Source organism: Polynucleobacter sp. IMCC 29146 (genome assembly GCF_021395195.1).
In the GTDB taxonomy this organism is placed as follows: Bacteria; Pseudomonadota; Gammaproteobacteria; order Burkholderiales; family Burkholderiaceae; genus Polynucleobacter.
On sequence record NZ_JAJVCR010000010.1, the window covers coordinates 1 to 14913 of the forward strand.

16 protein-coding genes and 1 riboswitch are annotated in these 14913 nt (G+C 42.5%); of the genes, 2 read left to right on the top strand and 14 right to left on the bottom strand.

Translation table 11 applies throughout. The features are described 5' to 3' along the window. The first annotated feature begins 219 nt into the window (after window positions 1-219). Window positions 220-1458: a GIY-YIG nuclease family protein gene (locus LZT22_RS10945; protein ID WP_233925276.1), complete on the top strand. Its 1239-nt coding sequence runs from the start codon at window positions 220-222 to the stop codon at window positions 1456-1458. 56 nt (window positions 1459-1514) lie between these two features. Here the strand turns inward: LZT22_RS10945 and LZT22_RS10950 are convergent, their stop codons facing one another. From LZT22_RS10950 to LZT22_RS10965, 4 genes are all read right to left on the bottom strand, one after another. Further along, window positions 1515-2417 (bottom strand): hypothetical protein, encoded by a 903-nt coding sequence (locus LZT22_RS10950; protein WP_233925277.1) that lies wholly within the window; start codon window positions 2415-2417, stop codon window positions 1515-1517. Between the two features lie 27 nt (window positions 2418-2444). After that, window positions 2445-3218 carry a hypothetical protein gene (locus LZT22_RS10955; protein WP_233925278.1) on the bottom strand — a complete coding sequence of 258 codons (774 nt, stop codon included), beginning with the start codon at window positions 3216-3218 and terminating at the stop codon, window positions 2445-2447. 30 nt (window positions 3219-3248) lie between these two features. Further along, window positions 3249-4649 carry a DUF4407 domain-containing protein gene (locus tag LZT22_RS10960; protein ID WP_233925279.1) on the bottom strand — a complete coding sequence of 467 codons (1401 nt, stop codon included), beginning with the start codon at window positions 4647-4649 and terminating at the stop codon, window positions 3249-3251. 378 nt (window positions 4650-5027) lie between these two features. Then, window positions 5028-5372, bottom strand: coding sequence for a hypothetical protein (locus LZT22_RS10965; RefSeq protein WP_233925280.1), 345 nt, complete (start codon window positions 5370-5372; stop codon window positions 5028-5030). Between the two features lie 76 nt (window positions 5373-5448). Between LZT22_RS10965 and LZT22_RS10970 the strand changes: the two genes are divergently transcribed. Then, window positions 5449-5616, top strand: a complete 168-nt coding sequence (locus LZT22_RS10970; RefSeq protein ID WP_233925281.1) for a hypothetical protein — start codon at window positions 5449-5451, stop codon at window positions 5614-5616. A 42-nt stretch (window positions 5617-5658) separates the two neighbouring features. Here the strand turns inward: LZT22_RS10970 and LZT22_RS10975 are convergent, their stop codons facing one another. The 10 genes from LZT22_RS10975 to LZT22_RS11020 all read right to left on the bottom strand — a co-directional run bounded on the left by LZT22_RS10975 (window position 5659) and on the right by LZT22_RS11020 (window position 14912). Continuing rightward, window positions 5659-5847 (bottom strand): hypothetical protein, encoded by a 189-nt coding sequence (locus tag LZT22_RS10975; protein WP_233925282.1) that lies wholly within the window; start codon window positions 5845-5847, stop codon window positions 5659-5661. A 76-nt stretch (window positions 5848-5923) separates the two neighbouring features. Next, entirely contained in the window at window positions 5924-6154 is a 231-nt protein-coding gene (locus tag LZT22_RS10980) for a hypothetical protein (RefSeq protein ID WP_233925283.1), read from the bottom strand. Between the two features lie 78 nt (window positions 6155-6232). Continuing rightward, window positions 6233-6336, bottom strand: a riboswitch (SAM-I-IV-variant riboswitch). Between the two features lie 336 nt (window positions 6337-6672). Further along, window positions 6673-7647, bottom strand: a complete 975-nt coding sequence (locus LZT22_RS10985; protein WP_233925284.1) for a tripartite tricarboxylate transporter substrate binding protein — start codon at window positions 7645-7647, stop codon at window positions 6673-6675. Continuing rightward, window positions 7647-8537 (bottom strand): TauD/TfdA family dioxygenase, encoded by an 891-nt coding sequence (locus LZT22_RS10990; protein WP_233925285.1) that lies wholly within the window; start codon window positions 8535-8537, stop codon window positions 7647-7649. The genes LZT22_RS10985 and LZT22_RS10990 overlap by 1 nt, the downstream gene beginning before the upstream one ends. Window positions 8538-8560: 23 nt before the next feature. Next, window positions 8561-9715, bottom strand: coding sequence for a mandelate racemase/muconate lactonizing enzyme family protein (locus tag LZT22_RS10995; protein ID WP_233925286.1), 1155 nt, complete (start codon window positions 9713-9715; stop codon window positions 8561-8563). Window positions 9716-9727: 12 nt separating this feature from the next. Then, window positions 9728-10687 (bottom strand): NAD(P)-dependent oxidoreductase, encoded by a 960-nt coding sequence (locus LZT22_RS11000; protein ID WP_233925287.1) that lies wholly within the window; start codon window positions 10685-10687, stop codon window positions 9728-9730. 78 nt (window positions 10688-10765) lie between these two features. After that, complete coding sequence (locus LZT22_RS11005; protein ID WP_233925288.1) at window positions 10766-11908, bottom strand: mandelate racemase/muconate lactonizing enzyme family protein; 1143 nt, start codon at window positions 11906-11908, stop codon at window positions 10766-10768. 24 nt (window positions 11909-11932) lie between these two features. Next, the gene (locus LZT22_RS11010; protein WP_233925289.1) at window positions 11933-12922 is read right to left on the bottom strand and encodes a tripartite tricarboxylate transporter substrate binding protein; all 990 of its coding nucleotides are present in this window, start codon (window positions 12920-12922) and stop codon (window positions 11933-11935) included. An 86-nt stretch (window positions 12923-13008) separates the two neighbouring features. Beyond that, window positions 13009-13911 carry an alpha/beta hydrolase gene (locus LZT22_RS11015; protein ID WP_233925290.1) on the bottom strand — a complete coding sequence of 301 codons (903 nt, stop codon included), beginning with the start codon at window positions 13909-13911 and terminating at the stop codon, window positions 13009-13011. Between the two features lie 38 nt (window positions 13912-13949). Continuing rightward, complete coding sequence (locus LZT22_RS11020; protein ID WP_233925291.1) at window positions 13950-14912, bottom strand: tripartite tricarboxylate transporter substrate binding protein; 963 nt, start codon at window positions 14910-14912, stop codon at window positions 13950-13952. Window position 14913: the final 1 nt, after the last annotated feature.

Sequence of the window (14913 nt, forward strand, 5' to 3'; positions counted from 1 at the left end):
GACGCAATAAGGTGACGATTTGCTCGGGTTTAAGACGTTGGCCTTTTGCCATATTTAGCACTCCTTTAGGGTGAAGATTATCAAAAATCCTCTCTTTTGGAGTGGTACTAAAAATCAGGTCAGTTCACGTGTAATTAACATCCCACCATCAGTTTCAAACAATGGTTGGAGTATAGAAAAGTATAAGAATAGGTGGGATATTATTGAAAGCTTATTGAGGTGAAGGGACTTATCTACATTCTTTCTCATCAATCTATGCCGAATCTTTTAAAGATTGGATATACAACTAGAAAAATCGAAGAAAGAGTACAAGAGCTATCGGCAACAGGTGTGCCTGGAAAGTTTACAGTTGAGCTTTATTTTGAAACAGATAATGCGCAAATATTTGAAATGTTATTGCATAAGTCTTTACAAGCATTTCGTTTTGAAAAGGAATTTTTTAAAACAGATATAAAAACAGCTATTCAAGTTATTCATATATTGATAGGAAAAGATGAAATACATCTTTTTCAATTTTATGGATTATCTAGCTTATTAGCTACAACCAAAGAACAGGTTCAGCATCAAAGAAAAATAGATTTTGAAAAGAAAAAAAGAGTAGAACAAAAGGCTAATGAGTTAAAAGAAAAATATTTAAATAAGTCATATGCTGAATTAGTATCTATGCGTTACGCACTTGAGGCTGGCAGCTATGACCCTATAAATAAAAAACACTATGCAATCATGGAAGTAAATAAGATTATGAATCTTAGAAGAATGCAAATTAGTGAATATAGTAATAAAACTTTTAAGGAGTTGGAAATATTATTGATTAGCTATGAAGATGAGAGGTTTTCTTATGAGAAAGAAAAAATTCAAAAGTTTCTACTTAGCTTTAATACGAGAGAAGGATATAAAATTTATCAAAGTAAATATGAAGAAAAGTATCGAGATTTAAAACATTTGATAGATAGCTTATTGGATATTATTTCACCCAACAGAAATACATTAATTAAGAAACTTGCATTTAAGTATCTTGGGTATAACTTTAATGATGGGAAAAAAATAGGAACCCTATTAAATCAAAATCAAAAAAAAATAGTAATTGAGTTTGATAATCTTACTAAGGAGATTACACATCTAACAACATTAAATCCCTTATCACTTATAAGCATTGCTTATATAAATCCATTAATGTCAATAAATGGATTTTCATTTTCGGAATATTTTAGAGGAATACTATCGAGCTCCTATGAAACTAGCATAGTAAATCGACGGGAACTTGCTTCGATACAATCTCAAGAGTATATTTATCAGTGGGAGTTAACTCCATGGGGAATGCTAAATATCATGTCGGGGCACACAATTCCAATATCCTTTATAGAAATTTCTAAAGAGAAAAATGGAGTTTTAATTAATTATAAAAGACAAAACGAATTTATTGAGGCAAAAAAAATAAAGAATTTTCTTAAAATTTAATCTTCTAGCGTGTCATGCACTATCGAGATGTCTATCTTTAAAGTCATATAGGCCCTTTACTCTATTGTCGCCTGACCAATTACAGCGCCTGGTTTTTTCAATGCCTCGGCGCGTCTAGCCACATACTCTGGGTTAGTCGAGCCAATTAAAGTTACTTGTTTCTCATTGCCATTGTTGGCCTGTACCATCACCGTTTTAGGGCTTACCGCACTCACTGGGCTCAAAATACTATCGGTTGGTTTTAGTGGTAACTTCTCACTGGTCTCCGTTGGCGGTGCAATTGGAGCCGCAGTTGGCGCTACGATAGGTGCGGCGGCTGGTACAGCGCTAAGTGGTGCTACAACAGGTGCTGCTACTGGCGCAACTGACACAGGCACAACGGGTGCTGCTACTGGCGTCACAATCGCTGCGGCGGGCTGCTCTTTAGCAATGTTATCCAACTCTTTAAACGCATCACTAGAGCGGTTCTGAATTTCTTTAGTTGTTTTCATAATATTTTTAGAGCCCATGGGTAAAGCAACTAATACATAGCTCCGAATACGGTTGCCTTCAGCCACGTGCTTCATCTCCACAGTCTCTACCCCAGTAATATCCACATCCGGGCAAATGCTGCGTACTGTTAATTCAGATTGCTCGATTGATGTGGCGTCGTTATCAGCACGGTACATCTTCATTTGGCTGCGTACTTTGCCACCTGCGCCTGTGCAAATCTTCACATAGGCCATAGTTTTGGCTTTTAAGTCCGCCATTGAGAAGTCGCTACTAATAGCCGTACCGTTCTCATAAATCACCCCTGTTTCTTTGGGTAGCTTAAACATCCATTTTGGCGCTTCATCTACTGCTTGTGCGGCCACCTTCTCTTGCTGACGGTACTCTACCTGTGCTTGCTTATTAATGCCATTAGAACCGCAGGCACTTAATACCCCAATAATGGGTAATGCTAAAAAGATCTTTTTCATCATGTACTCCCTTTAAAATTTATTGAACTAAAACTTATCGACCACAATCCAACCTGATTTACTCCACATTACGACCACCGTAAACTTCACAACATCATTTAGGTGCATTTCTGTTTTAGAAAACAATTGAAAGATATTGCCGTTCCACTTACGTAAATTTGGGATATAAGGAATGTTTTTATCTAACTGCCGCTCAGGATCAACCTGATCACCTACATTTACAATTCTGCGATCGGCAATTAACGGGTAATTAGTACAAAACTCTTTGCGTTTACTCACTACACTTTCCCCGCCACCTTCTGCAAGATTGATCTCAGACTTGGCCACTACGATTTCTTCAAAGTAGCAACGCGGCATACTCTCTGGTGGTCGCGTAGGAGACCCAGCTTTTAGCTTGATTTCGGTATTTTTCTCAACGCTACTACCCGAGCACCCCAGACGTAAACTCCACATCCGGTAGCGCACTAGTGCGTAATAGCGTTTATTAATGCGATCGGGAAATTCATTGCCATCTACCCCATCAACGCGGTAAAACGTTTTCTTACGAATTTGCTCTTGTAATAAATCGAGCTGCGCCATGCGGCGTGAACAGTCATATTCAAAGCGGACTAAGTCATCGAAGTTTAAGGTTGGTAAATTTGGCTGTGGTTTACCTGCAGGGCTAGCTACGGAACTTACTAGGGGCTTAACTGCGGGCTTAGGTGGGATATAAGGCGAGTAGTTATAGCTCGTTGGATAGCTCGTCGAATTGCTAGTCTGACGATTAGGTGAAGAACCACAAGCAGTAAGAAGAATTGTCATAAAAATGAGCGCCAGAATTTTCATCGAAAATTAGGGCATAACGTAGTTGCCAAGGTTAAAGTGGGGTTGATCATTGCTCGCGGCCGGTTGCGTTGGCTTAATAGGCGCCATGGGCTGCGCTGGTTGCGGCGTTTGCGTCCTTTGCATACTGGCAGCACTATTCATTGCTTCTTGGTTGTTATACATATTTCTGAAATGAACAGTGCTTTGGCTAGCAGGGCTAAAGTCAAAGAATTTCTTACGGGTATCGACTTTAAGGGCCATCAACTGATTTTTCATTTCCTGAATAGCAATCTGATCGGTTAAATCATGTTTGGTTTGCTCATTCTTGGCTTTACCGGCTTGGCCTGTACGAACGATGTAGTTCAGACTATATTCATGCTCAGCCTCTTCATACTTTTGTTGCATTAACTGACCACGCATAGCGACCCGAATACCTAGGGGTGATCGTCCTAATAAAGACTTCAGGAGTAAAGGCATTAACTCCAACACTAACTGCACTACCGTAATCATGATGTACTTGGCCCGTGCACCTGGGTTATTACGGATTAAAGACCACATTACATCAGCGGACGCGACACTTAAATACATATTGTTGTTCTCATCAGCGCGCTGTAAATCTGTTTTAAATAAAGTCTTGGCTTTCGTAGCATCTTCGTGCGCAAGCCCATAAGCCTCTTCGCTGGCAACTAAAGCCGTCTTTTTAGGTTCTAAGTAGGTGCGGTAGGCTTCTTTGTAGTTAGCATCTTGGCGCTCACAATCGGATTTATCTTTAGCGTATAAATTGGCGACATCGTTCTCGTCAATATCAGGGCCAATTGAGGCGTTAATTTTTTTCTTATAGTCGCGCATACATTGCTCAGCAAGCACCTTTTGCCGAGCTATAGCTGGTGGCACTGTCGCTATTTCTGTTTTGAGTTTATTCACTTGGGCTGCCACTTCTTGCTCGCTACCCACCTTCTCTTTTACTTCATATTTATTGGTGTAACGGTCTTTAGCCGTGTCGTAGCGCTCATCTTTGAGATCTTGTACATGAATACCTAATTCAGATTTGAGTAATAAGGGTAAGGTGAACTGGCTACTGAGTGATGAAATGGCCAGTATCAAAAATACCCGAATAGCTAAGTAAATATAGGTGAGTACTCCGCCGGTATCAGCCCTTGTATCAGCTGCATAGATAAAGTTGCGATCGATGATCAGTACAATGCAAGTACCAATGATGGCGGTAACTGCAGCAAAGATGACGCGCGTATCAGGATCAAAGTTCTCACCCAGATACCAGCCTGCAATGCCAAATTGAATTGCCGCTAGAAAGGCAGCAAAGCAAATCGATAAACCGATCTTGCTAAGTCCCCCAACATCTTCAGGCTCGGTGCCCTTGTCAATGTGGTGACCCGTAATTGCAACCATTGCCCTAGTGAAAAGATTCACGCGCTAACCCCTTGTTGTTAAGTCGCTCAAATACAAAACTAACGTCTCATTGGATGAGCTTGTAATCATTATTTCTACTCATAAGCTCACCAAACGATCTTCTGCTTCAACTTCTGCTTAAAAACAACTAAAAATTCAAGAAATAAGAGAAGGCTGCTTAAGGCGTTATTTATTTCGCTTAAATAATGTGTGATCGCTTTGCGTATTTTTTGCTACCGCGAAATACGATACCGCCATGATGGCTAGCAGCGATAGTCCATTGAAATGATTTAGTAATGACATCTGGTTCTCCTTTGAATCAATTGAAGAACCAGCATATCCAATCATAAGCTCATGAAATGAGCTTATAAATAAATTAAATTAATTAACGCTATACACTTAATGTACGGCTATATCGGTAGTGTTCCCCTCTACAAAAAGCTTATGCACGAGATATTCTTTCTTGGCGATGGCTTTAATGAGGTAATCATCAAACTGATCAGGGCGGTCTTCTTTGTTTGCGTTATTAATAAAACACATGCTGTAGCTAAGGTTGTCCGCATCCTCACCATGGGTTAAATAAGTTTCATTTTCCTGATGATCCACGATTCGTAAACCCCGAACGAACTCTGGCTGGTCTTTATCGGCAAAATTAATATCAAGCCGATCAACATCAAAACGTTTGCTGCGGTAAACATTCCAAATATTGAATCGATATCCTTCTACATAGGTATAGTCGCGCATACTTACTCCTTCATTAAGTTGTTTTTTGTAGCCCATTTAGCCCATTACTCAGTGTAAAAACCAAGAGGCTCATAGAATGAGCCTCTTGTTAATTCAGACCTATGATTTAGGCCCTCGCTTTCTTTTGCTTGGCTTAGTGGGTGGCACCGATACAGTTAGCCCTTCTGTAAATATCGGCTCAGTTGGTTTAACTACCTTTTGTGTTGGCACTGTCAATCGGCCGCCAATTTGCAGTGCTTGCTGATAGATTGGGGAATCGTCTGGAACTAAGTCCCTTAAAATTACTTTAGCCATTTTGACCTCCTTTTGTTGGCTTTGATTTTGCAATCTTATCCAGTTTTTCAAGTCGTTCAATTTCAACACCAACCGTACTAATGATTACAACTCCTCCCTTATAAATCGGGTCATTGGGGTCTGCCATGGTGAATCCCAGCGACAATGCTTTTTCTACTAAACTCTGTTTCTTTTTGCTCATACCATCTCCTTTTTAGCTGCTTTGTCAAAATGACGGGCGCAGCAAGTTGGAATAAATCCGCCCTACTAATTGATTGCTACCCTGCTAAAAGAGCATCGATGATGCCAACCCATTTCTCCTCAACCTCCTCAGTTGACCACTGCGCTATTTCAACTGCAAGCTCACTAGCCTCGGGATCGGTGACATCCAGTTTTTGAGCACCGTAAAAAATAGAATAGATCCCATCAATTTTCCAAATTTTGATTCTTTTTCCGACCATTACTACTTCTGCGGGCACAGAAACGCCGCCATGTATTAAACGTGCCATAGTTATTTCTCCAAATTGTTAAAGAACGTGGGCTTAAAACAGAAAAGCCCTCTTAAGAGAGGGCTGGCAGATGAAAACGGTGAACCGTTTAGTTACCCTTTCGGGTCACATCCGCTGTTAGCGTAAGCACCTTGCTCGGTAAGCAGGTTGCTGGGGCACAAGCCCATCTCTTAATGTAAGATTGAATTGTAAATACTATTTTTGATGGGTGTCAAGTTTATTTTTAATATGATGAAAATTATCTTATTGCTGGTGGGCACCCTTAGTGCACCACTTCTTTTTGCTGACTCCTCTAGTTGTTATTCAATTAATGACGTCGATAAAAAGAATTATTGTCTTGGCATTTCTAAAAATGATGCTTCTTATTGCTATTCAATTAGGGAAGAGGACCTTAAAAACCTGTGTCTAGGCCAAGCGAAGCATGATAAATCGTATTGTTACTCTATTCGGTCAAGCGATACCAAGAATCTCTGTTTAGGTTTAATGAAATAAGGATCAAACAATTGGAGTTCAGGGGCCTACTCCGCAGTTATCTTGCCATTCTTCACCACTACCGCCCATTTAGCTATCTCTGCCTTTAAAAAGCGATCGGCTTCTTCAGGTGAGTTACCAATGACTTCTGAGCCCCCATCAATAAGCCGTTGACGAACCTCAGGGGTGTTCAACGCTTTAACTACTTCAACATTCAGCTTATTAATAATCTCTTTTGGAGTGCCAGGGGGTGCCACCATACCGAACCAAGCTACTGCTTCAAAGCCTTTAACGCCAGACTCTGAAAGCGTAGGCACATCAGGTAGCTGCGGATGACGTTTGAGGGTAGTAACTGCTACGGGTCGTAATTTGCCACTCTTAAAGTGAGGCATCAGGGCCACTAAATTATCAAACATCACCTGAATTTGCCCGCCCATCAAATCAAGATGGGCTGGTCCAGATCCTTTATAAGGAACATGGGTCATATTGATGCCAGCATCTAATTTTAATTTCTCGGCGGTTACATGATGAGAAGTACCAACACCTAAAGAGCCAAAATTTACTTTGGTTGGATTGGCTTTAGCGTAATCAATAAATTCACGCACATTTTTTGCTGGAAAAGTAGGATTAACGGCTAAGGCCAATGCAGAATTAGTAAAGACGGTAACAGACACAAATGCACTAGTGTCATACTTCAGATTGGTATAAGCGCTTGCGCTGATGGGTAAAGCCGCCGTTGAAATTAAGAGCGTATAGCCATCAGGAGGTGCCTTTGCTACATAATCATTCGCAATCGTACCTCCACCACCAGCCCTGTTCTCTACTAAAAATGGTTGGCCCATCGATAGCGTTAAGCGCTCAGCTACTGAGCGCGTCACTGTATCCGATGCTGAGCCTGCAGCAAAAGGCACAATTAACTTTACTGGCTTAGATGGGTAAACATCTGCCCATGAAAGACTTGTGTACATCATTGTCGTAATGACTAGCAAGCAATGCAAGCATCGTTTTTTTAAGATCATCATTAAGCGGTTACCTCCAATGGTATGTAGTCGCGCTCTAGGGTGGTGGTTCTCCGTAAATCGCGACGCACTGAGAGGTCATAGCGGCGGCCACGATGCAAGGTTGTGCGGTTATCCCACATTACATAATCACCGGGCTGCCAGTGATGTGAATATACAAACTGTGATTGCGTAGCATGTTCAATTAACTCGGCCACCAACAACCGCCCCTCAGGCACTGTTAAATCGCTAACCTCGGTAATATGGACACTGGGAAATAAAACCTTACGGCCTGAACCCGAGTGTATGTGCACTAAAGGTCGCCTAACAGGCGGAAATTTAGCCAACTGCTCCTCGGTATAGTGCTCATCACCCAAAGCAATACGAGAATGAAAAGCAGAATGCAAACCTGTGCGCCCCCCAACATACTGCTTGGTTTTTTCTGGCAACGCATCCCAAGCGGCGCGTAAATCAGCCCACTCCGATTGACCGCCCTCTTCGGGAACAATGACTGCAGATAGCATCGAATATTTAACTGGGATATTTTGGAAAGTACTATCGCTATGCCACAATTGATTAGCCAAGACGCCCAACAACTTTTTGTTATCTCGCTTAGCGATTGATCCATCTAAAGCTACATTACCTATATCGATGAGCTGCTCATGCTTAAAACGGGTAGGCGCCCCTGTAGCTTTACGTAAGCCTGAATCTAATGGGCCAAATTGTTGTGAATAGTCAATTTGCTCATCTTGCGTTAATGGCTGACCTCGAAAAACGAGGACTGCATATTGATCCATAGCACGATCAATCGCTCGTATGGTTTCCTCATCCTGTGGATTTCTTAAATCAATACCACTAGCAATCCCAACAAAATGAGGTCTTGCTGGATTTTCTGGTTTAATTATCAAACTCATTAGTATTCTCCAATTGAGAAAGGCTAAACATAACAAGGACCATCAATTAATGGATGATCTTTGATGAAGTCTAAATTAATTTTCATGCCAATGCCGATACCATCATAAGGCCTAACAAAACCATCTGCATCTAGTACATAGGCTACCTTATCCATCATCTCATCTCTAAAAGGATTTAGCGAAGTAACATCACCCTCGAAATACCCTGGGTTATCAACCGCGCAGAGATAGTGAATGGTGGTTGCCATATTAATTGCAGTAGCCGAGGTATGTGGATTCACAGTGAGCTTATTAGCACTAGCCATAGCTGCAATCCGCATTGATTCAGTCACGCCACCCGCCTTAGACAAGTCGGGCTGCATAAATTGCACATCCCCATCCTCAATTAAGGTAGCGAACTCATAGCGGGTGAAATGGTTTTCACCCGCAGCAAATGGCACTCTCCCCAAGCTGCGTGCCATCCGATAAGCTTTTCGATCTTGCGGAGGAAATGGCTCTTCAATCCAATTAACGCCAGCCTCATCAAAGGCGGGCATCACTTTACGAACATCTAGTAAGGTGTAGTTTGTATTCGCATCTACTAGCAGATCGATCTCGGACCCTACTGCTTTTCTTACTGCTAGCACGCGAGCAATATCTTTTTCAGCGGTATCGCCAACCCGTAATTTCAATGCCCGATAGCCTGTGGCCACATGCTCTAAAGCTTCTCTCGCTAACGAATCGGGCTCTTGCCAGCCCAAAGCAATGCCGCCAGCATAAGCCTTAATTTTTTTAGATGAGCCTCCTAGTAAGCGATACAAAGGCTGCCCATCTACTTGCGAACGAATATCCCACAAAGCGATGTCAATTCCACTTAGGGCAAGAACGGCAGCTGCCCCCATGCCGTGAGTCGAGATTTGCATCTTATAGACCCGTGCCCAAATGCCATTAATATCTGAAGCGTCTTGATTTAATACCAACTCGCGCATGGTGGTATCAATTAATTTAGCAATGGCGCCAGGCGCTCGCCCATGATGCGCCTCCCCCCACCCCACATGTCCATCTTCGGTCTCAATGCGCACCAATACCGAATCACGTTTAACGCTTCTACCAATACCCAAGCGCACTGATTTATTTTCAGGCACTGGGAATGAAATAGGCACAGCCTCTAATTTAACGATTCGCATGGGATTTTTCATGGTCACAACATTCTAGTTAGTAAATACGGTGGGATTAACTGTATTGTCGGGGCGATCCCCGCGCAATAAAGCTAACATTGTTTTTACAGCACCCTCACTCATGCCACGCATACTACTCGCAGTAATAGAGGCCAGATGAGGCGTTATAAGTAAGTTGGGGCAATTAAAAACTTCTTCTTGTCCAGTTAAAGGATGCTCATCATGCACATCCATGGCTGCCCCAGCAATTTTGCCTGCCTTCAGAGCTGTAATGATAGCTTTAGTATCGACCACGGGTCCGCGCGCTACATTAATTAAGATGGCATTGGGCTTCATGAGTGCAATGGCACTTGCGTCAACTAAGCCGCGTGTTTGATCATTCAGGGGACAACAAATGGCAATCACATCAGCCTGAGAAAATAAATCGTTCTTGCTCACTGCGCGAATATGTTTAGGTAAATTTTCTGGGCGCCTCGTTAAGGCGACCACTTGCATATTTAAGCTACTGGCAGCTTTTGCTAAAGCGCTGCCAATGGCCCCCACGCCAATAATGCCTAAGGTAGTAGTTTGAATTTCTGTTACATCATCTGCTAATGGGCGAGCAGTTGCCCAACCTTTATCTCTCAGTATTGAGTCAATGACATGCAGACGCCGACGGAAATGAAAGATAACTGCGAGGCAATATTCCACTACCGCATTCGTATTCGATCCGGGCAAATTGGCTACGGCGATATTCTTTTTAGTAGCCGCCTCAACCGGTATGAAATCAAGCCCAACCCCATGCCGTACCACCGCCTTCATCTGTTTTGCATTCTCAAAAATATCGGCTGGCAACTGAGAACGCACTATTAACCCATTGCAATCGCCAATTAAGGCTTTAAGGGTTGCAGGCTTCGTATCTGGGGCTACCACCACCTCACAGTGTTGAGCTAATTCTTCAAAAAAATGAGGATGAATTGGATTTGTTAGTAATACCTTTGGCTTCTTACTCAAGAAAAAGAACCCCTTGTTTTATTGGATTTTGATGACTGCACAAGTAAACTAGTTGCTAGACTCAAAAAAATAATATTCTTATGAAACTCGGTATTGATCTAAAACGCTGCGATTAATTTCAATTCCTAAGCCGGGTCCAGTTGGAATTTTTACCTTACCATTGTGTTGCTCAATGGGCTCAATCGACAGAAGATCGCGGAATGGATTTTCACATTGCTCTAATTCTAATAATGGAGGGTTACCTTTAAAACTTGGGGGTTGATCAGGCAGTGCAGCCAAGAAATGCAAAGTAGCAGCCAAACCAATGGCAGAACCCCAAGCATGCGGCACACACTCCACCCCATGAGCGCTAGCTAGAGTGGCGATCTTACGGCACTCACTTATTCCTCCGGCGGCACAGACATCAGGCTGCACAATATCCATGGCTTTTCTTACCACTAGATCACGGAAGCCCCAGCGGGTAAATTCATTCTCACCCCCTGCGACAGCCATATCTAAGGCACGGGTGACCTCAACATAGCCATCAATATCCTCTGGTGAAATAGGTTCTTCAAACCATTCCACATCGAATTGCTCTAACTCGCGGCCAATACGAATTGCTTGCGGTACAGTAAAGCAATGATTGGCATCAACCATCAGCCGAATATCATCGCCAATTGCTTTGCGCACTGCTTCAACACGCTTGATATCAAATTTGGGATTACCCAAACCAATCTTCATTTTGATTGCTGTAAAACCGTTACCTTTAAATTCCAGGGCCTCTTCAACTGCCTCTTCGATTAAGCGATCCATATCAATAAAATATAGTCCCGTAGCATAGGCAAACACCTCGGTGCGGTAAGAGCCGCCAATTAATTTATGAATGGGCTGACCACAACTCTTACCAATAATGTCCCACAGGGCAATATCAATACCGCTAATTGCTGAAATCGCCATTCCTCTAGTACCGTAATCTTTAATGCGGTTGTAGAGCTCCTCCCAAATCACTTCTACATCAAATGAGTCCATGCCCAGAATACGCGGCGCATACTGGGTATCGATAAAACTTTTTGCAACTGCTGATGGACCATAACATTCGCCCCAACCAACAATGCCATCAACGGTTTCGATTTCGACAATACAAGATCCACGGGTTTTATAAATCCACCCTCTTGAAGATGTAAAGGGTTTTGCAACCGGAGCCGAAACAACGTGGCACGTGACTTTCTTAATTTTTGACATGAATGAAGGCTTTCAGCTAGAAAATTATTTCTTTTCTGTTGTAAATATTTTTGGACCAACTACAGCGAGTGTTTTAGTAACGGCCACGATTTCTTCACCAAGTGCTTTGCCTGTTACATCATCTACTTTAGCTCCACCCTCTTCAGAGGCCTTCTTAAATCGTGGGTCTTGAATTGCCTTACTAAAAATAGTGATCAAGCGATCTTGCACGGCTTGCGGGGTTTTTGCAGGCGCAGCGATATATGCCATCTGCACAAGTGGCCCAAAAGGAAAAACATCAAAGCCTTTTTCTTTAAAGGTTGGAACGTTCGGCAAAGTTTTAATCCGGTCATTGGCAAATACGCCGATGGGCTTTACAAGGCCAGCATCAATTTGTGTTTTACTTTCCGACGGTTTTAAAACTGCAGCATCAATTTGCTTACCTGCCAAATCAACAATAACTTTCGATCCACCTGTATAAGGAATAGTAATAATTTCAGTATTTACGACTCTCCCAGTCATCACAGCAAAAATATGATTCAAGTTATTGCTGCCAGGTGTGCCAATCGAAATCTTGTTTGGATTCTTTTTAACCATAGCGAGAAAAGCATCTAAATTTGTCGCCGGCCCATCGCCAGGCACTAGTAATAACAATTGATCTGTCGTTACTCTGGCTATAGGTGCAAATTGATCATTTTTTAAAGTGGTTAAATTTTGCGCAATCATCGCCATGGTTGAGCTTGTGCCCATGCCAACTGTATAACCATCAGGCTCTGCATTAGCCACTTTGCCCATGCCGATTGAACCCGTAGCCCCAGCTATGTTTTCTACCACCACCTTAATGCCTTGCTCTGCAATTAGCTGCGATAAAAGTCTGGCAGAAATATCATTAGAGCCGCCTACATTCCAAGGTACGATGAGGCGAATTTCTTTATTAGGAAAAGGTTCGGCTGCTTGCCCTAAACCTGAGTAATGTAAGGCTACTGAAGCACATAAAAAACCCATTACTTTCGAAATATAACTTATTTTTTTCATTTTATTGTCCCCTAATATTTTTCTTTATCTTATATCAAACTCAAAATTAAGGCTCAGAACCTTCAACTTCCAGCGCTCTAAACTACTTATTGCTGCTGATTTTCCCAAAACTCTAAAATCTGCCGCCCCAATTCATCTTCACTGCTATTAAAGTGGGCCACAATCGACATGTGATTATGCATTGCCTTTTCTAATAACAAAGGCTTTGCCGAGCGAACCTCTGCTAATTTTCTAGCAAAGGCTTTCCCATATACATCTAAGAGCGGATTTTCAAATTCTGCCACCACTACTAAGGTTGGCAAGGAGCTATTAGCCACGTATGTCAGCGGTGATTTTTCAGCATATTGATTTTCATCTGCACCAAAATAAGCGCGTACTCCTTCAGCATTCGGATTTTCTGGCAGAACGTCTGCCTTTAAACGTGCAGAAATTAAAACTAGCGCCTCTAGATATTTACCAAAACAAGCTACGGCAGGATCAAACACATAAGCAGCTGCATGAGTACCGCCAGCGGAATGGCCAATTAATAGAATTTGTTTAGGATTGCCGCCAAATTGAGCAATATGGTTATGCACCCATTCAATTGCCAAAGCCACATCAATGCCACCAGCAGGGTATGTTGCTGCTGGTGCCAAACGATATTCAACGTTGACTCCGATATAGCCTTGATGGGCAAACCAATATAAAACATTGTCATACAAGCTATCGGTGGTACATTTTGCACCCCGTACAAAGGCACCGCCATGCACAAAAATGACTACGCCAGCATTTTTTACCTGCGCAGGAATAAAAATATCCAGTACTTGCCGAGTATCTTCGCCATAAGCTAAATTGCGTTCAACGGTAATGTCCTCATTATTCATTAAAGCATGCAAAGGGGCGTAGAGGTCTTTTACTTCTTGGCTATACCGCTGAATATCGCTAGCCCAGGAATTGCCAATTCTCTGTAGGCTAGGAAATAAAGCTACAGGAATTTGACTAGGGGCCACAAGCTAGATGAGAAATTTTTCGACGCTTAAATAATGAATTAAGGGGCCAAGTTTGCCAACTTCACAACCGTTACCCACTTTGCTGCTTCCTCGCGCACAAAGCGCTCATATTCTTGTGGCGTTGCGGTCTCGGGTTCAGCACCCAACTCACGCAAACGTTTTTGCATTTCCGGATTTTTAATTACTGCAGTAATTTCAAGATTTAATTTATTAATAATAGCTATCGGCATTTCTGCAGGGCCAAAAATACCAAACCACGCGCTTACTTGATAATCGGCTAAACCACTTTCTCGCATGGTTGGCACTTGGGGCAATAAAGATGTGCGTGCTTTACTAGTTACTGCCAGAGCCTTCACTTTTCCTGCTTGAATCATCGGTTGCGCAGTGGCGATTAAATCAAACATGATTGGCACATGACCGCCAATAACATCATTTAATGCTGGCGCACTTCCTTTATAAGGTACATGCACTAAATTAATTTGTGCAGCTGAAGCTAGCATAACGCCCGCTAAATGATTTGACGTGCCTGGGCCCGCAGATGCGTAACTGACTTTCTCAGGATTTGCCTTAGCATAGGCAATTAATTCACCCACATTATTACGAGGAAAAGTGGGGTTGGCTACCAAAACAAATGAGATGGCGGCCACAGGTGCAATCGCGACAAAATCTTTGATTGGGTCATAGCCAACCTTAGTCATCGCAGGATTAATCGCATTCGAGCTAACGGTGCCTAATAACAAGGTATAGCCATCGGGAGCCGCACTCGCAACTGCCTTTGCACCAATTGCTGTACCCGCTCCCGCGCGATTTTCAATCAAAATAGTCTGTCCCAAGCGTTCGCCCAATTTTGGCGCTAGTGCTCTCGCCAAAATATCAGCTGAACCGCCAGGGGGATAGGGCACGACTAAGGTAATCGGTTTCTGCGGGTAAGTTTGTTGGGCTAATGCAGGGAGGCTAAATAAAGCTACTGTCAGCACTAGTAATTTAGAAAAACTGTTCAAT

What these genes read in the sequence shown, in the direction of transcription:
- LZT22_RS10950 (WP_233925277.1), bottom strand. Translation starts at nt 2,417, where the DNA reads ATGAAAAAGATCTTTTTAGCATTACCCATTATTGGGGTATTAAGTGCC.
- LZT22_RS10955 (WP_233925278.1), bottom strand. Translation starts at nt 3,218, where the DNA reads ATGACAATTCTTCTTACTGCTTGTGGTTCTTCACCTAATCGTCAGACT.
- LZT22_RS10965 (WP_233925280.1), bottom strand. Translation starts at nt 5,372, where the DNA reads ATGCGCGACTATACCTATGTAGAAGGATATCGATTCAATATTTGGAAT.
- LZT22_RS10970 (WP_233925281.1), top strand. Translation starts at nt 5,449, where the DNA reads ATGAGCCTCTTGTTAATTCAGACCTATGATTTAGGCCCTCGCTTTCTT.
- LZT22_RS10975 (WP_233925282.1), bottom strand. Translation starts at nt 5,847, where the DNA reads ATGAGCAAAAAGAAACAGAGTTTAGTAGAAAAAGCATTGTCGCTGGGA.
- LZT22_RS10980 (WP_233925283.1), bottom strand. Translation starts at nt 6,154, where the DNA reads ATGGCACGTTTAATACATGGCGGCGTTTCTGTGCCCGCAGAAGTAGTA.
- LZT22_RS10985 (WP_233925284.1), bottom strand. Translation starts at nt 7,647, where the DNA reads ATGATGATCTTAAAAAAACGATGCTTGCATTGCTTGCTAGTCATTACG.
- LZT22_RS10990 (WP_233925285.1), bottom strand. Translation starts at nt 8,537, where the DNA reads ATGAGTTTGATAATTAAACCAGAAAATCCAGCAAGACCTCATTTTGTT.
- LZT22_RS10995 (WP_233925286.1), bottom strand. Translation starts at nt 9,715, where the DNA reads ATGAAAAATCCCATGCGAATCGTTAAATTAGAGGCTGTGCCTATTTCA.
- LZT22_RS11005 (WP_233925288.1), bottom strand. Translation starts at nt 11,908, where the DNA reads ATGTCAAAAATTAAGAAAGTCACGTGCCACGTTGTTTCGGCTCCGGTT.
- LZT22_RS11010 (WP_233925289.1), bottom strand. Translation starts at nt 12,922, where the DNA reads ATGAAAAAAATAAGTTATATTTCGAAAGTAATGGGTTTTTTATGTGCT.